Below are 26,633 nucleotides of genomic sequence, written 5' to 3' on the forward strand. Positions count from 1 at the left end.
CGGGCGGCGCCGAACCCGCACCGGACGTACCCCGGTGCGCACACGAGAAGAGACAGACGTTGGCGACTGACACCCGGCGCTCGCGGCCGGTTCGCACGATCGTGCTCCTGACGATCTTGACGATCCTGCTGCCCTTCGGCGCCCTCTTGGCTGGTTGGCAGTTCGACGGAAAGTCGAGCGACAATCCTGACGGAGCGAGCCTGGCCCCTGGCCTGGCCCTTGACCTGCAGGGCGGCACCCAGGTCATCCTGAAGGCCGTCACCTCCGACGGATCCGAGATCACCCCGGAGGCGATGGAAGAGGCCATCGGTGTCATCCGGCAGCGTGTCGACGCCAACGGCGTCACCGAGGCCGAGATCGCCGCCCAGGGCAGCGACCAGATCGTCGTCGAGATCCCCGGTGAGGTGGACGAGGCGACGGTCGCGCTGATCTCGCAGGCGGCGCAGATGAAGTTCCGCCCCGTCCTGACGATCGGCAGCCCGGTCCCGACCGTGCAGCCCTCGGCGAGCCCCTCCGCGTCCGGCGACGGTGCCGACGCGGCCGCGGGCGACGACGCCGAGGACGCCGCAGCCGCCGAGCCGACCAAGGAGGAGATCGCCGAGCAGGAGAAGGCGATCGAGTCCGCGACGGACCCGTCCGACCTGGCGCAGATCACGCCGTCGGTCCAGGCCGCGTTCGACGCGCTCGACTGCACCGACCCGAAGAACCTGCAGGGCGGCGGGGGCGACAACCCGAACCTGCTGCTCGTCACGTGCGACCAGACCGGTGCGGCCAAGTACATCCTCGGCCCCGTCGAGGTGGACGGTACCGACCTGACCTCGGCCACCTCCGGCCTGCAGCCGGGCGCGAACGGTTCCGTCTCGAACGTCTGGGGTGTCAACCTCGACTTCAACGCCGACGGCACCACGAAGTTCCGTGAGACCACCACGCGCCTGACGCCGCTGGAGCCGCCGCGCAACCAGTTCGCCATCGTGCTGGACGGCCTGGTCGTCTCCGCGCCGAGCAGCAACGACCCGATCACCAACGGGCAGGCCAGCATCTCCGGCTCGTTCACCCGCGACACGGCCGCCACGCTGGCCAACCAGCTGAGCTTCGGTTCGCTCCCGCTCACCTTCGAGGTCGAGGGGCAGAACACGATCTCGGCGACGCTGGGCTCCGAGCAGCTGCAGCGCGGTCTGTTCGCCGGTCTGATCGGTCTGGCGCTGGTCGTCGTCTACTCGCTGTTCCAGTACCGCACGCTCGGTATGCTGACCGTCCTGTCGCTGGTCGTGGCCGGTGCGATGACCTACGTGGTGATCGCGCTCCTGAGCTGGGGGATGGGCTACCGCCTCTCCCTGCCGGGTATCGCCGGTCTGATCGTGGCCATCGGCTTCACGGCGGACTCGTTCATCGTGTACTTCGAACGTATCCGTGACGAGCTGCGTGACGGGCGCACGCTGCGGCTCGCCGTCCAGCGTGGCTGGCTCCGTGCGCGCCGCACGATCTACGCGGCCAAGGCAGTGAACCTGCTCTCCGCGGTGATCCTGTACTTCATGACCGTCGGCGGCGTGCGCGGCTTCGCGTTCACGCTCGGTCTGACCACGATCATCGACGTCATGGTGGTCATCTGGTTCACCCACCCGGTCATGGAGCTCCTGGCCAAGGTGCCGTTCTTCCGTGACGGCCACAAGGCGTCGGGCCTCTCGGCCGACCGCCTGGACGTCGCGCCGCGGTACCGGGGCGCCGGTCAGTTCTCCGGTCCGCAGTCCGCCGTCGCCGACGCCCCTGTCGCCGACGCGCCGGACCGGGAGCGTGAGCTGGTCTCGGCACAGTCCGTGAAGGCGCCACGTGTCGCCGAGGACGGCCGCAGGATGACTATCGCGGAGCGGCGTGCCGCCGAGCGCAAGGCTGCCGCCGAAGCGGCTCAGAACGAGGAGAAGCACTGATGGCTCGCGGCGGCTTCGCCCAGTGGGGCAACGACCTCTACACGGGGCGTCGGTCCTACCCGATCATCCAGAAGCGGCGGGTCTGGTTCTCGATCGTCGGCCTCTTCTCGGTCGCGTCGATCCTCATCCTCGTGTTCCAGGGTCTGAACCTCGGCATCGACTTCCGCGGTGGTTCCGAGTTCACCGTCTCGGGCACGTCCAACACGGACCAGGACATCGCGATCGACACCGTCGCGGAGGTGGCCCCCGGCCATGAGCCGCACGTCACCCAGGTCGGCCCGAACGGCGTCCGGGTGCAGGTGTCGCAGCTGGACAACGACCAGACCACCGCGCTCCAGAACGCGCTCGGCGAGGCCTACGGCGTGGAGGCGTCGGAGGTCACGGCGAACTTCATCGGCCCGACCTGGGGTCAGTCGGTGAGCATGCGGGCCCTCTGGGGCACCGTCGTGTTCGTCCTCGCCGCGGCGGTCTTCATGGCCATCTACTTCCGGGCCTGGCGCATGTCGGTGGCCGCCATCGTCGCGATGCTCCTGGACGTCCTGGTCTCGGCCGGCGTGTACGCGCTGATCGGCTGGGAGGTCACGCCGTCGACGATCATCGGCTTCCTGACCATCCTCGGCTTCTCGCTCTACGACAAGATGGTCGTCTTCGACAAGGTCCGCGAGAACTCCGTGGCCCTGACCGAGCAGACCCGCAGCACCTACGCCGAGCGGGCCAACCTCGCGGTGAACCAGACGCTGGTCCGGTCCATCAACACCTCCGTGGTGGCGCTGCTGCCGGTCGCGGGCATCCTCTTCGTCGGTGGTTTCCTCCTGGGAGCCGGCACGCTGAAGGACATCTCGCTGTCGCTGTTCGTGGGTATCGCGGTGGGCGCGACGTCGTCCATCTTCCTCGCCACGCCGCTCGACGTGGCGCTGCGCGAGGGCGAGCCCAAGATCGCCGCGCACACCAAGAAGGTCCTGGACCTGCGTGCGGGTCTCGTGGCCGAGGGTGCCGACGAGAGCATGCTGGCCGCCGCGGCGTCCGGCTCCGCGCAGCTCGTCCCCGGGCATCACCAGGGACATACCGCTCAGCCCAAGCGTCGCCGGTAGGCTCCGCTTCGTGGCAGACGACATGACCGACGTCGCCCTCTCCGGCCCGCTGCCGGAGAGGGCGACGCGCGTTCGCGACCTGATCGTGGACGTCCCTGACTTTCCCTCGCCGGGCATCCTCTTCAAGGACATCACCCCGCTCCTGGCCGACGCCGAAGGACTCGCCGACGTGATCGAGGCGTTCACGCGCCTGGCTCTGGCCGACGGCATAGACGTGGTGGCCGGCATGGAGGCCCGTGGCTTCCTGCTCGGCACCCCCGTCGCTCACGCGCTCGGCCTGGGGTTCCTGCCCCTGCGGAAGGCCGGCAAGCTCCCGCCGCCCACGGAGAGCGTGTCGTACGACCTCGAGTACGGCTCGGCGACCATCGAGCTGCGCTCGGGAACACTCACCCCCGGTGCGCGTGTTCTGATCATCGACGACGTTCTCGCCACGGGTGGTACCGCGGCGGCGGCCGCGCAGCTGGTGGAGCAGTGCGGCGGAGTGGTGGCAGGACTGGCGTTCCTGCTCGAGCTGGAAGCACTCCACGGCCGGGACAGGCTTCAGGGCCACAACGTCGATACCCTCCTGCGGGTAGGCACGACGTTTCGGTGACTGAGCCGTACGGACGGGGAATAGAGGTCCAGGGCTAGACTGGCGACTCCGGGTTCGGACCCGGGGAAGGAGGCGCGTACATGGCTGAGAACACGGTGTCACGCGCTCCCGTGCCCGAGAAGAACCCGCCGACGCCGCCCGGTGGCAACCGGATGCGGAACCGGCTGGTGCGTCTCGGTGTGCGCAGCGTGAGCGGTGGCGGTTCACCCGCGGCGATCGAGCCGCTGCTGCAGGCCATCCGCAGCAATCATCCCAAGGCCGACGTCGCGCTCATCGAGCGCGCGTACGTGGTCGCCGAGAAGGCGCACCGCGGCCAGATGCGCAAGAGCGGCGACCCGTACATCACGCACCCGGTCGCCGTCTCCACGATCCTCGCGGAGCTCGGCTTCGAGGGCACGACGATCGCCGCCGCGCTGCTGCACGACACGGTGGAGGACACCGACTACTCGCTGGACTCGCTGCGCTCCGACTTCGGCGACGACGTCGCCCTGCTCGTGGACGGCGTCACCAAGCTGGACAAGGTGAAGTACGGCGACGCGGCGCAGGCCGAGACCGTGCGCAAGATGGTCGTGGCGATGGCCAAGGACATCCGCGTGCTGGTCATCAAGCTGGCCGACCGCCTGCACAACGCCCGCACCTGGAAGTACGTGCCGTCCAAGTCGGCGGAGCGCAAGGCGCGCGAGACCGTCGAGATCTACGCGCCCCTGGCCCACCGGCTCGGCATGAACACGATCAAGTGGGAGCTGGAGGACCTGTCCTTCCAGGCGCTCTATCCCAAGGTGTACGACGAGATAGTCCACCTCGTCGCCGAACGGGCCCCCGCGCGCGAGGAGTACCTCGGCGTGGTGCGCGGCCAGATCGAGTCGGACCTGCGCAGCGCCAAGATCAAGGCGACCGTGACGGGCCGGCCGAAGCACTACTACTCGATCTACCAGAAGATGATCGTGCGCGGTCACGACTTCGCGGAGATCTACGACCTCGTCGGCACGCGCGTCCTGGTGGACACCGTGCGCGACTGCTACGCGGCGCTCGGCGCCATGCACGCGCGGTGGAACCCGGTCCCCGGCCGGTTCAAGGACTACATCGCGATGCCGAAGTTCAACATGTACCAGTCGCTGCACACGACGGTGATCGGGCCGGGCGGCAAGCCCGTCGAGATCCAGATCCGCACGCACGACATGCACCGCCGCGCCGAGTACGGCGTCGCGGCGCACTGGAAGTACAAGGAGAAGACGCCGGCCGGCGCGGGTGCCAACGACCCGAAGAACCAGGACATGGCCTGGCTGCGCCAGCTCGTGGACTGGCAGCGCGAGACCGCCGACCCGGCGGAGTTCCTCGACTCGCTGCGGTTCGAGATCGGCGGCGACGAGGTCTACGTCTTCACGCCCAAGGGCATGGCGATGGCGCTGCCGGGCGGTGCCACGCCCGTGGACTTCGCCTACGCCGTGCACACCGAGGTCGGCCACCGCACCATGGGCGCCCGCGTGAACGGCCGTCTGGTGCCGCTCGACTCGCCGCTCGAGAACGGCGACGTCGTCGACGTGCTGACCTCGAAGTCGGAGACGGCGGGCCCGAGCCGGGACTGGCTCGGGTTCGTGAAGTCGCCGCGGGCGCGGAACAAGATCCGCCAGTGGTTCACCAAGGAGCGCCGCGAGGAGGCCGTCGAGACCGGCAAGGACTCGATAGCGAAGGCGATGCGCAAGCAGGGCCTGCCGATCCAGCGCCTCATGTCGCACGAGACCCTGCTCGGGGTCGCGGACGAGATGAACTACCAGGACGTCACGGGCCTGTACGCGGCCGTCGGCGAGGGGCTGATCTCCGCGAACAACGTGGTGGAGAAGCTCGTCAAGGCGCTCGGCGGTGCCGACGGTGCCGAGGAGGACATGGCCGAGGCGGCCCGGCCCGGCGGCCTCACCGCCCGGCGCGTGCGCTCGGGCGACCCGGGCGTCATGCTCAAGGGCTCCGAGTCCGCCGACGTGTGGGTCAAGCTGGCCAAGTGCTGTACGCCGGTGCCGGGCGACGACATCGTCGGCTTCGTCACCCGTGGCCAGGGTGTGAGCGTGCACCGTTCGGACTGCGTGAACCTGGACGGCCTGCGCAAGCAGCCGGAACGTCTCGTCGAGGTCGAGTGGACCCAGGGCGCCAACACGATGTTCCTGGTCCAGATCCAGGTCGAGGCGCTCGACCGGTCGCGGCTCCTTTCGGACGTGACCCGCGTGCTGTCCGAGAACCACGTGAACATCCTGTCGGCGTTCGTCTCGACGTCGGACGACCGGCTCGCGGTCTCCCGGTTCATCTTCGAGATGGCGGAGCCCGCGCACCTCGCGACGGTGCTCGCGGCCGTCCGGAAGGTCGAGGGCGTGTTCGACGTGCACCGCATCACCGGCACCAAGCCGGTGGAGCGGCCGCAGCTCCCGGTCTGAGGCACAGCCGAGGTGTCAGACGTACAGGTCACCCGAGTGACCTGTACGTCTGACACGTCAGGCCCCTGCGGGCACGCCGAACCAGCGGGCGAGCCCGTCGAGCAGCCCGGCCCGGTTGTCGCCGACCCACGCGACGTGCCCGTCCGGTCGCAGCAGGACGGCAGGCACGTGCAGCTCCGCGCCGGGGTCCACGATGTACTCGACGCGGTCGGCCCAGCCGTCGACCGTCAGCTCGCCGGTCCGGTCGAGCAGCACCCCGCGGCCGTCGCGCATCCGCTCGTAGAGGCGGCCCTGCTCCAGCCCGATGTCGGGCAGCCGCCGGCCGAGCAGCTCGTGCCCCTCGCCGACGTCGTAGCGGATCCCCGTCGCCATGACCTTCTCGGTCAGGCGCCGACTCACCTCCTCGATGTCCATCAGCTCGGACAGCAGCCGGCGCACGGCCTGGGCGCCGGGTTCCAGGGACAGCAGCTCGCCCTGGGCGCGGGTGTTGTCCAGCACGTCGGCGGCCACCGGGTGCCGTTCGGCGTGATAGCTGTCCAGCAGCCCCTCCGGCGCCCACCCGCTGACCTCGGCGGCCAGCTTCCAGCCCAGGTTGAAGGCGTCCTGGACGCCGAGGTTGAGGCCCTGGCCCCCGTACGGCGGGTGGACGTGCGCCGCGTCCCCCGCGAGCAGCACCCGGCCGACCCGGTAGCGGTCGGCCAGCCGGGTGGCGTCCCCGAACCGGGACAGCCAGCGTGGTGAGTGCGCGCCGAAGTCGGTGCCGGCGAGCTTGCGCACCTGCTGCTTCAGCTCGTCCAGGGTCGGCGGGGTCGCCCGGTCCTCGGCGACCCCCTCCGCGGGTGCCCCGATGCGGAACAGCCCGTCCCCGATCGACATGGCGCCGAACTCCCGCTGGGTCTTGCGCACCTCGGTGACCACGGCCTCCACCTCCTCGGGCGGGGCGGTCAGCTCCACCTCGCCGAGCAGCGTCTCGCGGCGGGCGGGCTCACCAGGGAAGCCGACGCCGAGGAGCTTGCGGACGGTGCTGCGGCCGCCGTCGCACCCGACGAGGTAGCGGGAGCGCAGCCGCGTGCCGTCCGCCAGCTCGGCGGTGACGCCGTCGTCGTCCTGGCTCAGGCCGACCAGCTCGCAGCTGCGGCGGATCTCGGCGCCGAGGCTGACGGCGTGCTCGGTCAGCAGGCGCTCCGTGGTGGGCTGCGGGATGCCGAGCACGTACGGGTAGGTGGTGTCCAGGCCGCCCGGCGTCGGCTTGCTGATGCCCGCGAAGAATCCGCCCACCGGGTACTGCTTGCCGAGCGGGAGGAACCGGTCCAGGAGCCCCCGCTGGTCCAGCACCTCGACGGTGCGGGCGTGCAGCCCCAGCCCGCGGACCACCTTGGTCGGCTCCGCCTCCTTGTCCAGGACGAGCACGCGCACGCCCCGCAGCCGCAGCTCGCTCGCCAGCATTACGCCGGTCGGCCCGCCGCCCACCACCGTCACATCGATCATCGACTTCCCCCGTCAGCATCGCGATACCCGCAGGCTCTGGCCTGGATCGCCGATTCTGCGTCACGACGGGGGTCTTGCCGCAAGACCCCCTGTGCGCTATACGTTGAGAGTGGCGGGGAATGCAGTTGCTCAGGCGGTGCCCGGCGCCCCCGGCAGCAGCTCGCCCAGGTCGAAGCCGACCGGCTCCTCCAGCTGCTCGTAGGTGCACGACGCCGGCTCGCGGTCCGGGCGCCAGCGCTTGAACTGGGCGGTGTGCCGGAACCTCGTGCCCTCCATGTGGTCGTAGCCCACCTCCAGCACGCGCTCGGGACGCAGGGGAGTGAACGACAGGTCCTTGCCCGAGCTCCAGCGCGACTGCGCGCCGGGCAGCCGGTCGCCGGCCTCGCCGCTCGCCGGGTCGGTCCAGCCGTGCCACGGATGCTCGTCCGCGGCCGGCGTGCCGGGCTCCACGACCAGCGGCGCCAGCTCCTCGACCAGCTCCGCGCGCCGGGTCGCCGAGAACGACGCGGCGACGCCGACGAACTGTAGCCGCGGACCGTCGTCGGACTCGTCCCACAGGCCCAGCAGCAGCGAGCCCAGCACCGGCGCCTCGGGTGTCGAGGTCTTGTGCAGCCGGTAGCCCGCCAGGACGACGTCGGCCGTGCGGGTGTGCTTGATCTTCAGCATCGCGCGCTTGTTCGGGGCGTACGGGCCGTCGGCGGGCTTGGCGACCACGCCGTCGAGCCCCGCGCCCTCGAACGAGCCGAACCAGTCCTGGGCCACCGCGGCGTCCTGCGTGCGCGGCGTGGCGAAGACGAGCGGGCCCGTCAGCCCCAGCCCGTCCAGGGCCGCCAGCCGTTCGGTGAGCGGCCGGTCCATGAGCGACTCGTCGCCCAGCGCCAGGACGTCGAACACCACCAGCGCGGCGGGCGTCGTCTCGGCGAGCATGTTCACGCGCGACGCCGCGGGGTGGATGCGCTGGGACAGCAGCTCGAAGTCGAGCCGCGCGCTCCCGGCGACGCCCCTACCGCTGGTCGAGCCCTCATCGCTGGTCGAGCTTGTCGAGACCCCCGACGGTTGCGCGATGACGATCTCGCCGTCGACCACGCACCGCTCAGGGAGCGCCTCCAGGACGGCCGCGACGACGTCCGGGAAGTAACGGTCCATGGGCTTGGTGTTCCGTGAGTCGATCCGGACGTCGGAGCCGTCGCGGTAGACGATGGCGCGGAAGCCGTCCCACTTCGGCTCGTAGACGTAGGCGGGACCGACGTCGGTCTCCGCCTGGGCCGGGATCGACGCGACACTCTTGGCGAGCATCGGCCGGACCGGTGGCTGCACGGGCAGGTTGAGTGTGGTCACGGTACGAGCCTGCCTCAGCGGGGCCGCGCGTGCGAGCCGCTTCGGGCTGGGCCATCGTGGAGATGAACGGTGCTGATGGTGAACGGTCAGCCTGAGCGGGAGGAGCAGCCATGCCGAAGCGTGACCCGGGCCCGAGCGTCAAGGACAAGGAGCTGTACGAGAAGCTCCGCGACGACGGCAACTCCAAGGAGAAGTCGGCGCGGATCGCGAACGCGGCGGCGAACACGTCCCGCAAGAGCGTCGGTCGCAAGGGCGGCAAGTCGCCCGAGTACGACGACTGGACGGCGGAAGACCTGCGCAAGCGCGCGGCGGAGATCGGCATCGAGGGCCGCTCCAAGATGCGCAAGGACGACCTGATCAAGGCGCTCCGCAACCACTGACCCCGACCGATCCGCGAAGTAGAGCGCCTGTCCGGATCTCCCGGTGTCACCTCCGGAGATCCGGACAGGCGCTCTACTTCGCGGACCGGTCGGGGCGGGTCAGGCCTGGCTCTTGTCGCGGTCCTTGTCGCGGCTGGGCTGGACGCGCTTGGGCTCGCCGGGCATCTTCGGGTACTCCGGGGGATAGGGCAGGTCCTCCAGGCCCTCGGCCTCGTCCCGGGCCGCGAGCTCCAGGGCAGCGTCCAGCGAGCAGTCCAGCGCCGGGTCGCGGCCGGCGCGCAGCGCGGCGAACAGGTCGCCCCGTTCGGCGAACCGGGCCGGCGCGCTCAGGACGTCGAAGTCGTCCGGGTGGACGTCGGCGACCTCGTCCCAGTCGAGCGGCATCGACACGGTGGCCCTCCCGTTGGCCCGGATCGAGTACGCCGAGGCGATGGTGCGGTCGCGCGCCATCTGGTTGTAGTCCACGAAGATCGCCTCGCCCCGCTCCTCCTTCCACCACCGGGTCGTGACCTTGCCCGGCAGACGGCGCTCCAGCTCCCGCCCGATCGCGATGGTCGCCCGCCGCGCCTGCGTGAACGTCCACCGGGGCTCCAGCGGCACGAACACGTGCAGCCCGCGCCCGCCGGACGTCTTGGGGTACCCGGTCAGGTTCAGCTCGCCCAGCAGCTCGCGCAGGTGCGGTGCGACGGCGGCCGCGTCGTCGAAGTCGGTCCCCGGCTGCGGGTCGAGGTCGATCCGGAGCTGGTCGACCGACTCGACGTCGTCGCGCCGCACCGGCCAGGGGTGGAAGGTGAGCGTGCCCATGTTGGCCGCCCAGGCCACCACCGCGGGCTCGGTGGGGCACACCTCGTCCGCCGTCCGGCCGGACGGGAACGCGATCGTCGCGGTCTCCACGTAGTCCGGCGCGCCCTTCGGGACACGCTTCTGGTAGAAGCCGTCGCCCTTCGGGTCGTCCGGCTTCGGCATCCGCGTCGTGAGGCGCGCACCCTCGTGCCAGCCCTTGGGCCAGCGCTCCAGCGTCGTCGGACGATGCAGGAGGGCGCCGGTGATGCCGTCCGACACGGCGACGAAGTACTCGACGACCTGCAGCTTGGTGATTCCACGGGGGAAGACGACGCGGTCCGGGCTCGTGACGCGCACGGTACGGCCCGCGACGTCGAGCTCCACCGCTGGTGTCTTGGATGCGGCCATGACCCGAACCTAGCTCGCAAGCCGCTCCAGCGCTGCTGAAAGCGCGCGGTGCGCCGCGGGACGGCCGACCACCCGGACCCGTCGGTCGAGGATCCGGACGGCGTGCCGCAGGTCCGCCCCGCACTCGGCCAGCGCCACCAGGGCGGGCACGGCGACCGCCGTCGGCGCCGTACAGGCGACGTCGAGAGCGGTCCGGACGAGCCCAGTCACCGGCACCCCCGCGAGCCGGACCGTGTCCCGCGCCAGACCAGGCGCACGCCGCACGACCCGGCCCGGGCGGGGTGCGGGGCAGTGCGTGTCGGGGGAGTAGGCCAGCTCCACGGGCGCGTCCGCCGGCCAGGCCGGGGCCAGGACGCCGTCGTACACGCCCGTGTGCACCCAGGCGGCCGTCGAGGCCGCGAGCACACAGCGCACGGCGACGTCGTCCGCGAGCACCAGCGCACGGTGCCGCGAGCCGACCACCGAGGCTGCGGCCACGGCCGCGCCGTCCCGCAGCTCGACCAGAGCACCCGCCCGCCGCAGGTCCGACCACGCCACCTGCCCGCCCACGTGCGCGGGCGTCACGACCAGCGGCGCGGGCGCCGGACGAGGATCGAGAAGCGCGGCGAGGGAGACGCCCGGGGAGTGCATGCGCAGAACCTACGCGCAGCGGGCCCGGTCGCGCAGTGCGACCGGGCCCGCTGTGGACAACTCCGGGGGCGTCAGCCCTTGGAGTCCTCCGCCGCCTTGACTACCTGCTCGAGCCACGAGCGACGGGCCGCGACAGCGGCCTCGAGCTCGGAGATCTTGCGCTTGTCGCCCTTGGCCTGAGCAGCCGCGAGATCCGCCTCAAGACCCTCGATGGCGGACTGGAGCTGCGCCGCGGCACCCTCGGCACGCGCACGCGTCTCCGGGTTGCTCCGCTTCCACTGCGCCTGGTCGGCGTCGCGGATCGCGGTCTCGACCACACGCAGCCGGCCCTCGACACGCTGGATGTCACCACGAGGGACCTTGCCGGCCTCCTCCCACCGCTCCTGGATGTTGCGCAGGGTGGCCTTGGCCTTGTTCAGGTCCTTGACCGGCACCAGCGCCTCGGCCTCCAGCAGCAGCTCCTCCTTGACCTTGAGGTTCTCGCCGTACTCCGCGTCGATGACGGCGTTCTCGGCGTCCCGCGCCTCGAAGAACCGGTCCTGCGCGGCCCGGAACCGGGCCCACAGGGCGTCGTCGTCCTTGCGCGACGCGCGGCCGGCCGCCTTCCAGCGCGTCATGAGGTCGCGGTACGCGCCCGCGGTGTAACCCCAGTCCGTGCTGGTGGACAGCGCCTCCGCCTCCGAGACCAGCTTCTCCTTCTCGACCTTGGCGCTGCTGTTGCGCTGCTCCAGGTCGGCGAAGAAGTGCCGGCGCTCGCGGTCGAACGCGGTGCGGGCGTGGCTGAACCGCTTCCAGAGGGACTCCTCCGTCGGGCGGTCGATACGCGGCCCGGAGCGCTGCGCTTCCTTCCAGCGGTCGAGCAGCACACGCAGCTCCTCGCCGGCGGGGCGCCACTGCATCTTGCTCGGGTCGGTCGCCGCGATCTTCTCGGCGGCCTCCACGATCGACGTACGGGCGGCGACGGCCTCCGCCTTCGCGGCGGACCGTGCCTCCTCGAGTGCGGCGCGACGCTCGGCGGCACGGCCGCGCAGCGTCTCGACCCGTGCCCGCAGGGCGTCCAGGTCGCCGACGGCGGCGGGCTCGGCGGTCTCCTCGCCGAGCTTCTGGAGGGTCTGGTCGATCTCGCGCACCGAGAGGTCGGCGCTGTCCAGGCGGGCCTCGAACAGGCCCACCTTCGCGGCGAGGTCGAGGTACCGGCGCACGTACAGCGCCAGCGCCTCCTCGGTGGTGACGCCAGGGAACTGGCCGACGATGCGCTCACCCGCGGAGTCGCGGACGTACACGTTGCCCTCGGAGTCCACGCGGCCGAACTTCTCCGCCTCGGCGTGCGCGGCGGCGTCGGCGACCGGGACCACCGGTGCGGGGGCGGCGGCCGGCGCAGCCTGTGCCGCGGCGGCCGACGGCGCGCCCGGCTTGGGCGGACGCGGCCTCGCGAGCGCGGCCGGCGACGGGATCGCCGCCGGCTTCGCGGGCGCGGGCTGGGCGGCAGGAGCCGGGGCCGGCGTCACCTCGGCGTCGGCCTCGGGTGCTGCCTCGGCGGGAGCCTCGACAGGAGCAGCCTCGACAGGAGCAGCCTCGACAGGAGCAGCCTCGGCAGGAGCGTCCTCGGTCGCGACCTCCGCTGCCGGAGCTTCCTCCGTCGTCGCAGCCTCCGCGACGGGGGTCTCCTCCGCAGGAGCCTCCTCGGCAGGGGCGTCCTCGACGGCGGCCTCCGTCGTGGGGACCTCCTCCGAGGGCGTCTGCTCGACGGCCTCGGCCTCGGGGGCCTCCTCAGCATGGGCCTCCGCGACGGGAGCCTCCTCGACAGGGGCCTCGGTCGCGACCTCGGGGGCCGCCTCGACGACGGGCTCCTCGGCCGGGGCGGCCGGGGCTGCCTCGACGGCGTCCTCGGGTACCTCCACCTCGGCCGGCGCCTCGGTCACCTCTGCTGCCTCGCTCACCGCCTCGGCGGGAGATTCGGCTGCGGTCGGAGTCTCGGCCACGGGCTCGGCGGGCGCGTCCTGCTGGACGCGCTCTGCCGAGCGGGAAGTGGGTTCGCTCACTGGGTCTCAACTCCTTCGATGGTGACCGGGGTGGCTGGTGCACCGTCAGGTGCACCGTCCGCCGCTCCCGCGTCAGCGACTGCCTGGACGAAGTCCAAGCCGGATGTGATCGTGCCGAAGACCGTGTACCCGCCGGCTGCGTCGGAGGGGATGGTCGATTCCTCGTAGACGAGGAAGAACTGGGAGCCCATGGACTTGGCGTCGCCGCCACGGCGCGCCATCGCCACGGTGCCCTCGGGGTAGACGTCGTTCTCCGGGGCGTTCTCGATCGGGCCGAACGAGTAGCCCGGGCTGCCGGAGCCGGTGAACGTCGGGTCGCCGCACTGGAGCACGTGGATGCCCTCCGTGACGAGCCGGTGGCAACCTGTGCCGTCGAAGTAGCCGCCCTGGGCGAGCGTGACGAAGCTGGCCACGGCCTGCGGAGCGCTCTCGCCGTCGAGCTCGAGGACGATGTCTGCTTCCGTGTCGCCCGAGCAGGCCTTCAGCGTGACCGTCCACGTGCGGTCCTCGGCGACCGACGGGTCGGCGAGCTCGTAGTCGTCGCGCGCCTCCTCGACGCCCGCGGGGCAGGCACCGGCAGCGGCGTCGTCCTCGGGTGCGTTGTCGTTGATCAGTGCCGCGACCACGAACGCACCGACCAGAGCCAGCACGGTGAACAGTGCGATCACGCCCCAGAGGCGCTGCCTGTGGGCGCGCTTGGCCGCCTGCCGCTGCGCTCGTTTCTCCGCCTGCCTGGCCTGCTGCGCGCGCTGCCGCTGCTTGCTGGACGCCACCGCGTTCCCTTCTCCGTGCTCTCTTGTGCTCGCCTCGACCCGGGGCTTGGCCGCGCTGGACCGATTCACTGCCGGATCCGGGGCGAATCACCCCGTGCGGGGACAGTGTAGGCATCGGATGCCATGACGTACTGTCTGAACCTTTTCACCGAAGGGTGAAGAGGGCCTGTCAAGGAGGGTGCCAGCCGCTAACGTGGGCTCCGTGGAGCTCCGTGTAGTGGTCGCACCCGTGTTCGGCACCAACTGCTGCGTCGTGTCCTCCGGCACCGACTGCGTGGTCGTCGACGCCGGCGCCGGAGTGGCCGACGCCGTCGCGCGCCTGGTCGACGAGGAGGGCCTCACCCCGCGCGCCGTCCTCGCCACGCACGGCCACGCCGACCACACCTGGGACGCGGGCGAGCTCTGCGCACGGTACGACGTCCCGATGTGCCTGCACGAGGCCGACGCCTACCGGCTCGCCGACCCGTTCGGCACCCTCAGCCCAGCGCTGGAGGCCGCGCTCGGCCTGCACCGCGACGACTACCGCGCGCCCGCCGTCGTCGAACCGTTCGCCACGCCCGGCGGCTCCGTGGTGCTGACCTTCGGGGAGGTCACCCTGCACGCCCTGCACGCACCCGGCCACACCGAGGGCTCCACCCTCTACCGCCCCGACGACACGGTGATCCTCACCGGCGACGTCCTGTTCGCCGGCTCCGTCGGCCGCACCGACCTGCACGGCGGCTCGGGCCACGTGATGGGCGAGACGCTGCGTGAGGTGGTGCGCGGACTGGACCCGGCGCTCGCCGTCGTGCCAGGGCACGGGCCCGCCACCACCGTGGCGCACGAGCTGGAGACCAACCCCTTCCTCGCCGCGGAACGTATATGAAGGCCTACGTCGACCAGCGCGCCGGGATGGCCGCGGAGGGCTGGTCGGCGGCGTGGACCTTCGACCTCGAGCACTGGGGCACGTGCGGCCAGGGCCCCGACGACGCCGCGGCGCTCGCCGACCTCGGCGTCCGGTGCGGCCTCGGCGCCATGGCCGTCGAAGCCGGGGAGCTCCAGGTCACCGAGCGCGTGGACCGTGCGCGGACCGGGGACGAGACGGTGTTCGCCCGGGACCGGGTACCGGCGTCGGAGGCGGAACGCGAGACGACGCTCGTGATCCTCGAGCACGCGCGGGCCAGGACCCTGGAGCTGGTGCGCGCGGCGCCGCCCAGCGTGCTGGCGCACCGCGAGCCGGACCGCGTGCTCCCGCCCTACGCCTGGTGGCACACGGTCGGGCAGCTCGCGCTGCACATCGCGGACACCGAGTCGCGCTACTACCTGCCGATGCTCGGCCTTCCCTCGCGGGACCGGGCGAGCGACCTCGTGACCGAGCTCGAGGAGTCGGGCGAGCACGTGCGGCGCGTGGTGTCGCAGATGGCGCTGCACCTGGAGCTGTCGTCCGACCGGAACGGGAGCTGGACCAGCACCAAGGTGCTGCGCCGGCTGGCGTGGCACGAACGCGGGGAGCTCGAGGTGCTCGACCGGCTGGTCGCGCACGCGCCTGTGGAAAGACCGGGCTGACAGCGCCCCGCTCGTGGGAAGATCTGTGGCATGGCAAAGCCCACTCCTCTCTCCGGTTTCCCCGAATGGCTCCCTGACGGTCGCATCGTCGAGCAGCACGTCCTCGACACCCTGCGACACACCTTCGAGCTGCACGGGTTCGCCGGGATCGAGACGCGGGCCGTGGAGCCGCTGGACCAGCTGCTGCGCAAGGGCGAGACCTCCAAGGAGGTCTATCTGCTGTCGCGGCTGCAGGAGGAGAACAGCCAGATCCCCGACAAGCAGCTCGGCCTGCACTTCGACCTGACCGTGCCGTTCGCGCGCTACGTGCTCGAGAACGCGGGCAAGCTCGCGTTCCCCCTGAAGCGCTACCAGATCCAGAAGGTCTGGCGCGGCGAGCGCCCCCAGGACGGCCGCTTCCGTGAGTTCATCCAGGCCGACATCGACGTCGTCGGCGCGGGCGAGCTCCCGTACCACTTCGAGGTCGAGGTGCCGCTCGTCATCGCCGAGGCGCTCGGCTCGCTGGCCGGGATCGGCCTGCCGCCGGTCCGCATCCTGGTGAACAACCGCAGGGTCGCCGAGGGCTTCTACCGCGGCATCGGCCTGGACGACGTCGAGGGCGTGCTGCGCCAGATCGACAAGCTCGACAAGATCGGTCCCGAGAAGGTCTCTGGCCTACTCGTCGCCGAGTGCGGTGCCACGGAGGACCAGGCCAAGGCCTGCCTGGCGCTCGCGTCCATCTCCGGGTCGGACGTCGGGGTGATCGCCGAGGTCCGCGCCCTCGCCGAGTCGCACGGCGCCGTGACGGAGCTGCTGGAGACCGGCCTGGGGGAGCTGGAGGCGCTGATCGCGGCGGCCTCGGAGCGTGCGCCGGGCGTGGTCGTGGCGGACCTCAAGATCGCGCGCGGGCTCGACTACTACACGGGCTCCGTCTACGAGACGGTGCTGGTCGGGCACGAGCAGCTCGGCTCGGTCTGCTCGGGCGGCCGCTACGACACGCTCGCCTCGGACGGCAGGAACACGTACCCGGGCGTCGGGCTGTCGATCGGCGTCTCGCGCCTGGTGTCGCGCCTGCTGTCCGCGGAGCTCGTGCGGGCGACGCGTTCGGTGCCGTCGGCGGTGCTCGTGGCCGTGTCGTCCGAGGAGGAGCGCGTCGTCTCCGACGCCGTGGCCACCGCGCTGCGGGCCCGCGACATCCCGGTCGAGGTGGCGCCGAGCGCCGCCAAGTTCGGCAAGCAGATCAAGTACGCCGACCGGCGTGGCATCCCGTTCGTGTGGTTCCCGGGCAGCGCGGGGGAGGACGGCGTGGTGGGCGCCGACCAGGTCAAGGACATCCGCTCGGGCGAGCAGGTGGACGCCGACGCGGCGACGTGGGCGCCGTCCGACGCGGACCGCTGGCCCCGGGCGGTCCCGGTGTCCTGACCCCTGGTGCTCGGGACGAGCGCGTGTGACACGAAGGCCCCCGCCGGTAGGCGAGGGCCTTCGTGCCTTGCATGAGCCGGACCGCTCAGCGCCGGGTGTCGACCGCGAACGCGTCGATCACCGTCTCGGAGAACGTCGCCCCCGCCGCGTCCCGGGCCTCGGACCGCAGCGAGACCGTCGTCGCGCCGGGCGGAGCTGTGACGGTGGCGGTGTAGGCGCCGTCACCGCCGGGCTTGCTATGGTCCCTGGCGCGACTGACGCGCACGGGCACCCAGTGCTCGCCGCCGTCGGCGGACGACCACAGCTTCAGGCCCGTGACGGGGGCGATGCCGGTCGCGCCGTCCTGGTGCGAGACCTTGAGGTTCAGCTCGGTGGCGCGCCGGCCTGCCGTGTTGTACGCGTCCAGGCCCTGGACGCCGTAGTCGAGCTGGAGCAGCGGCAGCACCTCGGGGTTCTTGGTGCTGCTGGAGGTGAAGCCCCACTCGGTGGTCACGTCGGTCGACAGCGGCCACCAGGGTGTCTCGCGCTGCGTCTCCAGCCGGATGCGGAACCGCTCGCGGCCCGTGCCGACCTGCGGCGTGGCGTAGGTGCCGTACTGGTCGTCGGCCAGCAGCTCGTCGCCCCGCCAGACCCGGAACCGGCCCGTGGAGGCCTCGTCCGGACCCCACTCCTGGGCGTGGCCCTCGCCGTCGACCCGGTAGGGCAGGTTGATCCCGAGGGTGCTGCCGTCGCGGTGGACGGCGGCATCCTGCGGCGTCGCCGGGGACTCCCAGAACCCGCCGTGGTGCACCTGCGCGTTGTAGGTCTCCTTCGGCTGCCGCCCGGGCTCGTAGGTCACCGCCTTGCCGTCGATCCACGCCGGCCAGGCGTTCAGGCCCTGGGCGGCGGTGGCGCCGTGCTGGAACCTCACGCCCGGCTCGGTCGAGTAGTAGATCGTGCGGCCGCTCACCGCGCCGCTGGTCCATGACTCCTGCCACCCGCTCATCGTGCCGCCGCTGGAGATCGTGATCCGCTCGGCGTTGCGGAGCCCGGGCGCGAACGGCCTGAACGAGCGCAGCTCGGTCTCGACCGCGGCGAGGTCCTTGGACGACGGCCGGTAGGTGAGCGACCGGGGGACCGCCCCGCCCTGCTCGTGATAGCCGAGTGCGTACTGGTAGGACGGCGTCGCGCGTCCCGTGCCCCGCAGCGTCGCGCCGTGCCGTCCGGCCTCGACGAGCGCGCGCCCGAGGTCACGCGGCAGCGTGAGCGTCGGTATCGCCTGGTCGTCCATCGTGTTGATCGTCCGGTTGTCCACCTGGTGGTAGAACGGCCCCGGCGTGGACCCGTACACGATCAGCGCGACCGCCCCCGCGTCGTGTGCAGCCTGCGACTGCGGGTTCAGCGAGAGGTCCCCGGTGTCCTCGACCAGCACGACGGCGCCGTCCGCGCCCACGGCGGCCAGCTCCTCGGGGGTACCTGTCCCGCCGTCCACGAGCCGCGCCGACATCCGGCCCTCGTACCGCGGGGAACGGACCGCGTAGCCCAGCTCGCGCGACACGTCGCGGGGCTTGCCCCTGCCCACCGCCGAGACGTCGAGCAGCGGCTGGTCCAGCAGGTAGCGCGACGTCACCGCGACGTCTCCCGTGAGCGGGTCGGTGCCCCGCAGCACGTACGCGTCGAGGTCCATACCGCCGACGTAGTCGCCGATGCTGAACGAGACGCCCGTGGCCACCGGCCCGCCCCGGCCGGGGATGTCACGGACCACGTCCGAGCTCAGGGCACGCGGTGCGACCTTCTTCGGCGTCTCCATGCGCACCGGGACGGCGTCGCTCCCGTCCAGCACCAGCGTCGCGTCGCCGGATGTCAGGTCGGCGTCCCGGGTGAAGGTCGTGATGTCGCTGAAGAACGCCGCCGACGGCGACACCGCGTCGAACAGCTGGCCCTGCACCGCGTAGCGTCCGGCGGGAAGGCTCACCTCGGCGACGCCGTCCGTGAACTGGAACCACTGGTTCACGTCCGGGTCGTCGATGCCGTGGACCCAGCCCGCGTCCGGGTTGTTGGCCGGAGCGCCGCCGAGGCGGCTGGCCTCGATGCGGAGCGTGTACAGGTCGGGGTTGACCTGGAACGCCAGCACGGTCCGTACGGCAGGAAATCCCGCGCCGGACGCGCGGAGCACCCCGGCGAACACGTCGGGCTCGTCAGGGCGCGGGTCGACGGTCACGTCCACCGACGCGACGTCGTGGGCCGGGATCGTGAGCGTGTCCGCGGACAGGGACGCCACACCGGCGGGGACCGGTTCGCCGTCGCCCGCGTTGACCGAGAGAGCGAGCCGCACCTCGACGGCCGTGTCGGAGTCGTTCGTGTAGGTCACGGTCTCCGTCCGCGGCGCCTGCTCGGCCCGGGGGGAGTCGAACAGGCCGAACGAGAGCGAGGCCGGCGTCGCGTAGAGCGACTCCGCGATCGCCCCGGGCACCCACGTGCGGCCGGAACCCTCGGCGAAGACCGAGTTGCCGCCCGGCTCTGCCGAGCCCATGAGCACCGACTTCATGGCCTCGCCGTCCAGGTCCGGCCGCGCCTGCTTCAGCAGCGCGGCCGCCCCGGCCACGTGCGGGGTCGCCATCGAGGTGCCGGACATCGCCGCGTAGTGGTCGCCGACCGGCTGGTCGGGGGTCGTGCCGGCGGCCCGGGCGGCGACGATCCCGTCGCCGGGGGCCGTGATGTCCGGCTTGAGCGCGTAGTCGCCGAACCGTGGTCCCATCGACGAGAAGTACGCGATGCCGTCGGAGTCCGTCACGGCACCGACCGTCAGGGCGCTGTCCGCGGTACCCGGCGTAGTGACCGTGAACGGCGTGCCTCCGTTGCCCTCGTTGCCCGCCGCGATGGTCACGAGCGTGTCGTAGCGCGCCGAGATCGAGTCGACGGCGAGGGCCGACGGGTCCGTGCCGTCGGTGTACCCGCCGCGCACGCCGAGGCTCATGTTGATGACGTCCGCGTGGTTCGAGGCCGCCCACTCCATGGCGTCGATGGCCCACGACTCGTCGCCCTCGCCCTGGTCGTTCAGGACGCGGGCGTTGAGCAGCCGGGCGCCGGGCGCGATGCCACGGTTCTCGCCGTCGGACGCCTCGCCGCTGCCCGCGATGGTCGAGGCGACGTGCGTGCCGTGGCCGAGGGCGTCGCCGGTGCTGCCGGAGCCCGTGAAGTCCCGTTCGAGGGACACGACCCCCTGGTCGAGGTCCGGATGGCTGGTGTCGATGCCGGAGTCCAGGACCGCGACGGTCACGCCGGTGCCGTCGATGCCGAGGTCCCAGGCGTTGGTCGCACCGATCTGGGGCGCGGAGTCGACGTCCGACGCCTGGAGCGGCGCGTCCAGCCAGACCTTGCTGACTGCCTCGCCGTCCTCGACGGCGTCGACGAGCGCGGGGGCTCCGGAGGCAGGGACGTCGCCGGCGACCGCGTCGATGGACTCGAGGGTCCGGTCGGCGTCGACGTCGAGGGCGCGCCAGGTGGGTGCGGTCGACCGTGCTCCCCGTGCGGTGGTGGTCCGCACGATCACCGGTAGCCGGCCGTCGTCGTCCTGCGTCGTCGCGAGCGCGCCGACGTCGAAGAGCCTGAGGTCCAGCTTGGCGGGCACGAGGCCGGCGACGTCCGACGGGACGACGAAGTAGTGGCCCGCCGCGTCGCCGAAGGCGGCGTAGCTCACCGGGCGTCCGTCGGGCCGGGGCGCGGCCTCGAACGCGACGGTGGGTGAGCCGTCGGCGGCCGTACGGGTGGAGACCCGGTCACCGGTGATGAGGGTGACGTCGGCGTCCGGTACCGGGGCCGGAGCTTCGCTCGTGTCGGCCATGACCGCCGGCGTGGAGCTTTCGGCCGCCGCCGTGGGCAAGGCACCCACGACGAGCGCGGCGGCGGTGGCCGCGACGACCAGTCTCTTGATTTTCACAGTGAGCTCCAGGTGAAGGCGCAGTGGCGCAATGGTGAGATCAATCGCCGGAGACGGTGGCAGACGTTGGCGCCTGCGTTGTATCGCGCGCGTGTCTAAACGATTTCGAAGACCGGGGGACGGCGCCGGCTTGACCCATGCCTCGAACGCGTGTTCGAATCAGGTATGCGCTGGAACGGTCAGGCGATCAACCACGACGACGGTGCGCTTCCCGGGCTCGAGCTGCCCGGGTTGCGCACCGCCGGGCTGCTGCGAACCGTCCGGTCGCCCGAGTTCGCGGGCGTGACCTTCCACGAGGTGCTGGCGAAGAGCGCCCTGTCGAAGGTGCCGGTGGTGTCGCAGATGCCGTTCAAGTGGACGGTGAACCCTTACCGTGGCTGCTCGCATGCCTGTTTTTACTGCTTTGCCCGAAACACCCACGAATATCTGGATCTAGATTCCGGGCACGACTTCGACTCCCAGGTGGTCGTCAAGGTCAACGCCGACCAGGTGCTGCGCGCCGAGCTGGCCAAGCCGTCCTGGACCCACGAGGCCGTCGCGCTCGGCACCAACACCGACCCGTACCAGCGGGCCGAGGGCCGCTACAAGCTCATGCCCGGCATCATCTCGGCGCTCGCGGACTCGGGCACGCCGTTCTCGATCCTCACCAAGGGCACGCTCCTGCGGCGCGACCTGCCGCTGCTGATCCAGGCCGCACAGAAGGTCGACGTCGGTCTCGGGGTGTCGCTCGCGTTCGCCGACTCGCCAGCGGGCAAGGAGCTGCAGCAGGCCGTCGAGCCCGGCACGCCGACGCCCCGCGCACGCCTCGACCTGATCCGCGCGATCCGGGCCGCCGGCCTGCCGTGCGGCGTCATGGTCGCGCCGGTCCTGCCGTGGCTCACCGACTCGCTCGCCCACCTCGAACGCCTCCTCGACGACCTCGTCGACGCGGGAGCGACCGGCGTCACCGTCCTGCCGCTGCACCTGCGGCCCGGTGCCCGCGAGTGGTACCTGGGCTGGCTCGAACGGGACCACCCGCACCTCGTGGAGGGCTACGGCCGGGTCTACGCGCGCGGCGCCTATGCGCACAAGGGCTACCGCGACTGGCTCTGGGAGCGGGTGCGGCCGCTGATCGCAGAGCGCGGGCTCGGGGGTGCGGCCATGCATCGTGCCCGGGCCGCCGGAGCGCACGAGGGCGGACAGCACGTGGAGGGCGACTACCCGCGTGGTGCGTTCACCGGGGTGCGGGCCGACGGCACCGGTGCGGCGTCCCTGGTCGCGGACGTCGGGAGCGAGACCCTGTTCTGATGGAGCGCGCGCCGTGGCCCGCACGCCGCACCGTGACCCGCGGCGTTAGCGTGTGGCCATGCCCGAGCTCGTTCCGCCCACCGTCGCGCCCGGCACTCTCGCCGGGCTCCCGCAGCCCACGTTCCCGCTCGGCGAGGGCGTCGAGCTGCGCCCGTGGGCCGACGGCGACGCCCGGGCCGTCATGTCGGCCTACGCCGATCCGGACATCCGGCGCTGGCACGTGCGGGGGATCGACTCGGTCGACGAGGCACACGAGATGATCTCGGCCTGGCGGCAGGCGTGGGCACAGGAGCGGCGCCTCGAGTGGGCGGTCGCCGGGGCCGACGGTGCGGTGCTCGGCCGGCTCGCCCTCAAGGACCTCATCCTGTTCGACGGCATCGCCGAGGTCGCGTACTGGACGGTGCCCGCGGCTCGGGGACGCGGACTCGCGCCGAGGGCGCTGGCCGCGGCGAGCGGCTGGGCGTTCGGCGTCGGCTTCCGGCGCCTGGAGCTGGAGCACTCGACACGGAACCCGGCGTCGTGCCGGGTGGCGGAGAAGGCGGGCTTCCCCTTGGAGGGGACCCGCCGTGGGTCGGCCCTGCACGCGGACGGCCACCACGACATGCATGTCCACACCCGCCTGGCGCCGGGCGGGTCCGCCTGACAGCCCCGGGTGGAGCACCCGCAGACGATCACCAACACCGGAGGACCTGCACGCCGTACCCTGACCTGCGGCGCTACCGTGTGGCCGTGACCGAGCTCGTTCCTCACCCCCGTCCGGCCACGGTAGGCCGCGCCCTCGGCCAGCAGTCCAGAAAGGCACCACGATGACCACCGCCCCAGTCCCCGAGTGGCCCCGTATCGAGGCCGTGGCCCGGCCCGACGGCACTGGTGAGCTCACGATCGACGGCATCACCTATCCGGTCCAGGCACCCACCGTCGAGGAAGCCCGGCTGATGGTCCTCGCGCGCATCGCCGACACCGCTGCCGAGCTGCAGCGCCCCGTGCGTGTCCTGGCCATCGAGCCGGACGGGCAGTGGCCTCTGATCGTGCATCCCGACGGGCGTGTTCAGGCGGACGACGGCCTTTCGGCGAGCCCCGCGCCGTCGTCATCCTTCGCGCCGAGCACGGCGAGCACGGGCGGGCCGGCGACTCCGGAGCCGCCCGCGACCGGCGCGGCCACCGCGGCCGATCCCGCCGTCGAGCAGGCCGGAGTCGAGCAGGCCGCCGTCGAGAAGCCCGACACCGACGCCTGGGCGCGCGCCGCCCGCCAGGCTCAGGCGACGACGATCTCCACCGAGCCCCAGGCGATCACCGACTCCGTCCCGGTCAGCCGGCCGGCGCCCCGCGAGCTGCCCGACGACACCACGGTCGTGCGAGCGCACGGCGAGGTCCTCGACGCGGCGCCTTTCGAGCTGCCCGACGACGTGACGGTCGTACGCGCCCACAACGAGGTGGTGGTCGACGCGGCGCCCGTCCTCGACGTGCCCGACGAGGAGACGGCCGTGCGCGCCCATGGCGAGGTCATCGGCACCGCACCGGTCTTCGAGCTGCCCGCCGACATCAAGCCCGTGCGCGCCCCTGACGAGGCCGCCGGCATCGCGCCGTTCCTGGAGCCGCCCGAGGTCGACACCGTCGTGCGGACCCATGACGAAGCCATGGACGCCGCGCCTGCTCCGGCGGAGCCGGCACCATCTCGCCGGCGTCGCCCCGCCCTCCTCGTGGCCGCGGTCGTGGGGGCGGTCGTGCTGGCCGCTGCCGGGACGTACGGCGTGATCGCCCTGACCGGCAACCTTCCCGAACCCGGACCCAGCACCCCGGTGGGGGCCCTGCCGGGTGCGGGAGCGACCCTCCCGGTCCAGGCACCCGCGGGTTTTGACCGGACCGCGCTGTGGTCTGTGCCGGTCGGTGACGAACCACAGGTCCTGCTCACCCCCGACGGCGGAGTGCTCGCCGCGCCTGCTCAGGACGGCACGTTCACGATCTTCGACCGTGCCAAGGGAACCGTGACCTGGGAAGGGCAGGACCCTGTCGAGGGTCTGCGCCTGTCGCAGATCGGCGCGGAGCCGGTGCTGGCCGCCGACAGCCCAGGAACCCTGCACGTGTGGCCGCTGGAGGCCCCCGACCCCGCCGGGGTGGCGCCGACGACCATCGACCTGGGCAGCGAGGAGGCCGAGGTCACCTACGACGGCACGGCCCCGCTGATCGTGCTCCCGGACCAGAAGGTCGCCCTGCTGGACAAGAAGAACGCCACCACGGTCACCCTCCAGGTGCCCGAGGGTGCGACGCCGGTCGCGGCGACGCCGCAGCACGTCATCGCGGTCGGTCCGGGCGCGTGGTGGACGATCGCCCCAGGGACGGACCCGGTCCGTAAGGACCTGCCCCGGCCGAAGCAGGCCGTCGGCGACCCGACCGCGGCGATCGCGGTGGGTGGTAACCAGCTCGCCGTCGTGTGGCACACGAAGGACTCGAAGAAGGACGTCCTGGCGTTGGTCGGTCTGAACCGCAACACGATCCGTGCGACCGGTCTGATCCGGGCCTCGGCGTTCGCGCCCGGCACCGAGCCCCTGCGTGACCGTGCCGGTTCCGGCCGGACGATCGGGCCGGTGCTCGTGGACGTCGGTCCCAAGCCCGTGGTCGCCGACCTCGGAGACATCACGCCCGAGGCGGTGATCGGGCGCACCGTGTACGGCACGAGCAAGGACAAGCCCGCGGTCGCGACCCTCACCCCGGACGGCGTCAAGCTCAAGGTCACCGAGAACCCGGACGAGAGCGCACCCGTCGCGGCACTGACGAAGAACCTCGCATTCGTCGTCGCGACACAGGGCGACGAGACCATCCTGTACGCACTGCCCCGCACCGAAGGGAAGAAGTCCTGAGCGGGCGAACTTTCGTGGCGTATGCCTGATTCACCTGTTTCACTCGGCTCATGATCCTGCGCTCGACGGCGTCGCGCCGAGCACGCGCGACCCTCGTCCCAGTCCTTTCCCTACTCTTCGTCGGCTCGCTGGCCGTGGGCGCCGTGCCCGCCCAGTCAGCGACCACGACCTCACCGTCGGCCACGACGGCTGCGGCGGACATCCCCTGGACCACGTGCGCTAACGAGGCCGCTGCAGCCTTCGACTGCGCCGCGATCGAGGTGCCCTCGGACTACGACGAGCCGCAGGGGCCCACCACCACCGTCGCGGTGACCCGCCTGCCCGCGCTGGACCAGGAGAACCGCATCGGCAGCGTGGTGGTCAACTTCGGCGGCCCCGGCGGGTCGGGCGTGTCGACCCTGCACGGGATCGGCGCGGGCCTCTTCGACGCGTCCGTCCGCGAGCGCTTCGACATCGTCAGCTTCGACCCGCGCGGCATCGGGCAGTCCGATCCGACCACGTGCTTCCCCACGCTGGCGGACGAGCAGGAGTTCATGGCGTCGAGCCTGATCCTCCCGCAGGACGAGTCTCAGAACGCCCGGTTCGTGCGTGAGGCGGCGACGCTCGCCAGGGGCTGCACGATCTTCGGCGGTGACCGCCTGGCGACGGCGTCGACGGCCAACGTGGCCCGCGACATGGACGTGCTGCGGCAGGGGCTGGGCGAGGACACGCTCACCTACGTGGGCTACTCGTACGGCACGGTCCTGGGCGCGACGTACGGGAAGCTCTTCCCGGACAACGTCCGTGCGATGGTGCTCGACGGCACGCTCGACCCCCGGGTGTGGACGGGAGCCGCGGACGGCAAGCTCTTCGGCGACCGGATCCGGCAGGCGGAGGGTGCCAGCGATACCTATGGCGAGTTCGTGCGGCTGTGCACCGAGGGGGGCGAGCGGTGCGCGCTCAACGCCCTGGGGGACCCCGCCGAGGTCGTCGAGGACGTGTACGCGGCGCTGAAGGAGCAGCCCGTCGAGCTCCCGACGGGCCCGGGGACCACCATGACGTTCGGGTACGGGCACCTGGTGGGCCAGATGTTCTTCACGATGTGGGACGCGGCGGACTGGGAGAACCAGGCGGCCTTCGTCGCACAGCTCGCGCTCATGACGGGCGTGGCCCCGTCGACGAGCGCCGAGGCCGCCCGGGGTTCCGGCCCGTCGATCAGCGAGCTGCTGCGCCGCCTCGGTATCTCGGAGGACTACCAGTCCATCGGTGGACAGGTCGGCCCCGTGTGCGCGGACGCCGACCTCCCGGGGCGCCTGTCGTCCTACCCGGCCAAGGTCGAGGCGCTCGACGAGCAGTACCCGCACTTCGGGCTGTTCCGTGGCTGGCTGGGTATCCAGTGCGAGTTCGTCCCCGTCCACGACGAGGACGCGTACGCCGGCCCGTGGGAGCAGACGACACAGCAGCCCGTGCTCGTGATCGGCACCCGGTTCGACGCGGCCACGAACTACGGCTTCACCGCGCCGTACGCCTCCCTGTGGCCGGACGCCCGGATGCTCACCGTCGACGGCTGGGGGCACACGACGATCGGCCGGAGCGACTGCGCCGACGCGGCGATCGCGGAGTACCTCGTCACGCTCGAGGCCGACGACGGTGCCGTGTGCGAGCAGGACTTCGTGCCGTTCGCGCCGGCCGGCTGACCGTCCCTCCCGCGAAGTAGAGCGCCTGTCCGGGTCTCCCTGCCAATAACTGGCAACAACAGGGAGACCCGGAC

19 protein-coding genes are annotated in these 26,633 nt (G+C 71.9%); 12 read left to right on the plus strand and 7 right to left on the minus strand.

Features of this window, described 5'->3' with window-relative positions:
• The first annotated feature begins 59 nt into the window (after window positions 1-59).
• The 4 genes from secD (at window position 60) to ACNYC2_RS08985 (ending at window position 6,031) form a co-directional block, all read left to right on the plus strand.
• Window positions 60-1,925, plus strand: coding sequence for a protein translocase subunit SecD (gene secD, locus ACNYC2_RS08970; protein WP_419706681.1), 1,866 nt, complete (start codon window positions 60-62; stop codon window positions 1,923-1,925).
• A complete protein-coding gene (gene secF / locus ACNYC2_RS08975) occupies window positions 1,925-3,016 on the plus strand; it encodes a protein translocase subunit SecF (protein ID WP_419706682.1) in 1,092 nt (363 codons plus the stop codon). Before secD ends, secF begins: the two co-directional genes overlap by 1 nt.
• Before the next feature lie 22 nt (window positions 3,017-3,038).
• On the plus strand, window positions 3,039-3,608 hold the full coding sequence (locus tag ACNYC2_RS08980) for an adenine phosphoribosyltransferase (RefSeq protein ID WP_419707799.1): 570 nt from the start codon (window positions 3,039-3,041) through the stop codon (window positions 3,606-3,608).
• A gap of 80 nt (window positions 3,609-3,688) precedes the next feature.
• A complete protein-coding gene (locus tag ACNYC2_RS08985; protein ID WP_419706683.1) occupies window positions 3,689-6,031 on the plus strand; it encodes a RelA/SpoT family protein in 2,343 nt (780 codons plus the stop codon).
• A 57-nt stretch (window positions 6,032-6,088) separates the two neighbouring features.
• Here ACNYC2_RS08985 and rox read toward each other — a convergent pair whose 3' ends face one another.
• Both rox and ACNYC2_RS08995 read right to left on the minus strand, forming a co-directional pair.
• The gene (rox, locus tag ACNYC2_RS08990; protein WP_419706684.1) at window positions 6,089-7,519 is read right to left on the minus strand and encodes a rifampin monooxygenase; all 1,431 of its coding nucleotides are present in this window, start codon (window positions 7,517-7,519) and stop codon (window positions 6,089-6,091) included.
• Between the two features lie 129 nt (window positions 7,520-7,648).
• The gene (locus ACNYC2_RS08995; protein WP_419706685.1) at window positions 7,649-8,857 is read right to left on the minus strand and encodes an ATP-dependent DNA ligase; all 1,209 of its coding nucleotides are present in this window, start codon (window positions 8,855-8,857) and stop codon (window positions 7,649-7,651) included.
• 110 nt (window positions 8,858-8,967) lie between these two features.
• Here ACNYC2_RS08995 and ACNYC2_RS09000 point away from each other — a divergent pair, with 110 nt between their 5' ends.
• Complete coding sequence (locus ACNYC2_RS09000) at window positions 8,968-9,237, plus strand: DUF7218 family protein (RefSeq protein WP_419706686.1); 270 nt, start codon at window positions 8,968-8,970, stop codon at window positions 9,235-9,237.
• Window positions 9,238-9,336: 99 nt separating this feature from the next.
• Here ACNYC2_RS09000 and ACNYC2_RS09005 read toward each other — a convergent pair whose 3' ends face one another.
• The 4 genes from ACNYC2_RS09005 to ACNYC2_RS09020 all read right to left on the minus strand — a co-directional run bounded on the left by ACNYC2_RS09005 (window position 9,337) and on the right by ACNYC2_RS09020 (window position 13,873).
• Complete coding sequence (locus ACNYC2_RS09005; RefSeq protein ID WP_419706687.1) at window positions 9,337-10,428, minus strand: DNA polymerase domain-containing protein; 1,092 nt, start codon at window positions 10,426-10,428, stop codon at window positions 9,337-9,339.
• 9 nt (window positions 10,429-10,437) lie between these two features.
• Entirely contained in the window at window positions 10,438-11,058 is a 621-nt protein-coding gene (locus ACNYC2_RS09010) for a hypothetical protein (RefSeq protein WP_419706688.1), read from the minus strand.
• Window positions 11,059-11,129: 71 nt separating this feature from the next.
• Window positions 11,130-13,100 (minus strand): DUF349 domain-containing protein, encoded by a 1,971-nt coding sequence (locus ACNYC2_RS09015; protein ID WP_419706689.1) that lies wholly within the window; start codon window positions 13,098-13,100, stop codon window positions 11,130-11,132.
• Entirely contained in the window at window positions 13,097-13,873 is a 777-nt protein-coding gene (locus tag ACNYC2_RS09020; RefSeq protein WP_419706690.1) for a peptidylprolyl isomerase, read from the minus strand. The genes ACNYC2_RS09015 and ACNYC2_RS09020 overlap by 4 nt, the downstream gene beginning before the upstream one ends.
• 202 nt (window positions 13,874-14,075) lie before the next feature.
• Between ACNYC2_RS09020 and ACNYC2_RS09025 the strand changes: the two genes are divergently transcribed.
• From ACNYC2_RS09025 to hisS, 3 genes are read left to right on the plus strand one after another with little or no spacing between them, the layout of a single operon-like run.
• Window positions 14,076-14,738, plus strand: coding sequence for an MBL fold metallo-hydrolase (locus tag ACNYC2_RS09025; RefSeq protein WP_419706691.1), 663 nt, complete (start codon window positions 14,076-14,078; stop codon window positions 14,736-14,738).
• The gene (locus ACNYC2_RS09030; RefSeq protein ID WP_419706692.1) at window positions 14,735-15,418 is read left to right on the plus strand and encodes a DinB family protein; all 684 of its coding nucleotides are present in this window, start codon (window positions 14,735-14,737) and stop codon (window positions 15,416-15,418) included. The genes ACNYC2_RS09025 and ACNYC2_RS09030 overlap by 4 nt, the downstream gene beginning before the upstream one ends.
• 30 nt (window positions 15,419-15,448) lie before the next feature.
• Window positions 15,449-16,819: a histidine--tRNA ligase gene (gene hisS / locus ACNYC2_RS09035; protein WP_419706693.1), complete on the plus strand. Its 1,371-nt coding sequence runs from the start codon at window positions 15,449-15,451 to the stop codon at window positions 16,817-16,819.
• 85 nt (window positions 16,820-16,904) lie between these two features.
• Here the strand turns inward: hisS and ACNYC2_RS09040 are convergent, their stop codons facing one another.
• Window positions 16,905-20,738, minus strand: a complete 3,834-nt coding sequence (locus ACNYC2_RS09040) for a S8 family serine peptidase (RefSeq protein WP_419706694.1) — start codon at window positions 20,736-20,738, stop codon at window positions 16,905-16,907.
• Window positions 20,739-20,903: 165 nt separating this feature from the next.
• On the opposite strand from ACNYC2_RS09040, the gene ACNYC2_RS09045 reads away from it, so the two are divergent.
• The 4 genes from ACNYC2_RS09045 (at window position 20,904) to ACNYC2_RS09060 (ending at window position 26,559) form a co-directional block, all read left to right on the plus strand.
• The gene (locus tag ACNYC2_RS09045) at window positions 20,904-22,025 is read left to right on the plus strand and encodes an Rv2578c family radical SAM protein (protein WP_419707800.1); all 1,122 of its coding nucleotides are present in this window, start codon (window positions 20,904-20,906) and stop codon (window positions 22,023-22,025) included.
• A gap of 58 nt (window positions 22,026-22,083) precedes the next feature.
• Window positions 22,084-22,668 (plus strand): GNAT family N-acetyltransferase, encoded by a 585-nt coding sequence (locus ACNYC2_RS09050; RefSeq protein WP_419706695.1) that lies wholly within the window; start codon window positions 22,084-22,086, stop codon window positions 22,666-22,668.
• 163 nt (window positions 22,669-22,831) lie between these two features.
• A complete protein-coding gene (locus ACNYC2_RS09055) occupies window positions 22,832-24,883 on the plus strand; it encodes a hypothetical protein (RefSeq protein WP_419706696.1) in 2,052 nt (683 codons plus the stop codon).
• A 50-nt stretch (window positions 24,884-24,933) separates the two neighbouring features.
• The gene (locus tag ACNYC2_RS09060) at window positions 24,934-26,559 is read left to right on the plus strand and encodes an alpha/beta fold hydrolase (RefSeq protein ID WP_419706697.1); all 1,626 of its coding nucleotides are present in this window, start codon (window positions 24,934-24,936) and stop codon (window positions 26,557-26,559) included.
• Window positions 26,560-26,633 lie beyond the last annotated feature (74 nt).

The sequence above is a fragment of the Promicromonospora sp. NFX87 genome, assembly GCF_048564965.1.
Classification (GTDB): Bacteria; Actinomycetota; Actinomycetes; order Actinomycetales; family Cellulomonadaceae; genus Promicromonospora.

Bases quoted from the DNA above. Each gene is read 5' to 3' on its own strand.
- ACNYC2_RS08985 (WP_419706683.1), top strand. From the start codon at position 3,689: ATGGCTGAGAACACGGTGTCACGCGCTCCCGTGCCCGAGAAGAACCCG.
- ACNYC2_RS09000 (WP_419706686.1), top strand. From the start codon at position 8,968: ATGCCGAAGCGTGACCCGGGCCCGAGCGTCAAGGACAAGGAGCTGTAC.
- hisS (WP_419706693.1), top strand. From the start codon at position 15,449: ATGGCAAAGCCCACTCCTCTCTCCGGTTTCCCCGAATGGCTCCCTGAC.
- ACNYC2_RS08980 (WP_419707799.1), top strand. From the start codon at position 3,039: ATGACCGACGTCGCCCTCTCCGGCCCGCTGCCGGAGAGGGCGACGCGC.
- rox (WP_419706684.1), bottom strand. From the start codon at position 7,519: ATGATCGATGTGACGGTGGTGGGCGGCGGGCCGACCGGCGTAATGCTG.
- ACNYC2_RS09055 (WP_419706696.1), top strand. From the start codon at position 22,832: ATGACCACCGCCCCAGTCCCCGAGTGGCCCCGTATCGAGGCCGTGGCC.
- ACNYC2_RS09010 (WP_419706688.1), bottom strand. From the start codon at position 11,058: ATGCACTCCCCGGGCGTCTCCCTCGCCGCGCTTCTCGATCCTCGTCCG.
- ACNYC2_RS09005 (WP_419706687.1), bottom strand. From the start codon at position 10,428: ATGGCCGCATCCAAGACACCAGCGGTGGAGCTCGACGTCGCGGGCCGT.
- ACNYC2_RS09050 (WP_419706695.1), top strand. From the start codon at position 22,084: ATGCCCGAGCTCGTTCCGCCCACCGTCGCGCCCGGCACTCTCGCCGGG.
- ACNYC2_RS09060 (WP_419706697.1), top strand. From the start codon at position 24,934: ATGATCCTGCGCTCGACGGCGTCGCGCCGAGCACGCGCGACCCTCGTC.
- ACNYC2_RS09045 (WP_419707800.1), top strand. From the start codon at position 20,904: ATGCGCTGGAACGGTCAGGCGATCAACCACGACGACGGTGCGCTTCCC.
- secF (WP_419706682.1), top strand. From the start codon at position 1,925: ATGGCTCGCGGCGGCTTCGCCCAGTGGGGCAACGACCTCTACACGGGG.
- ACNYC2_RS09030 (WP_419706692.1), top strand. From the start codon at position 14,735: ATGAAGGCCTACGTCGACCAGCGCGCCGGGATGGCCGCGGAGGGCTGG.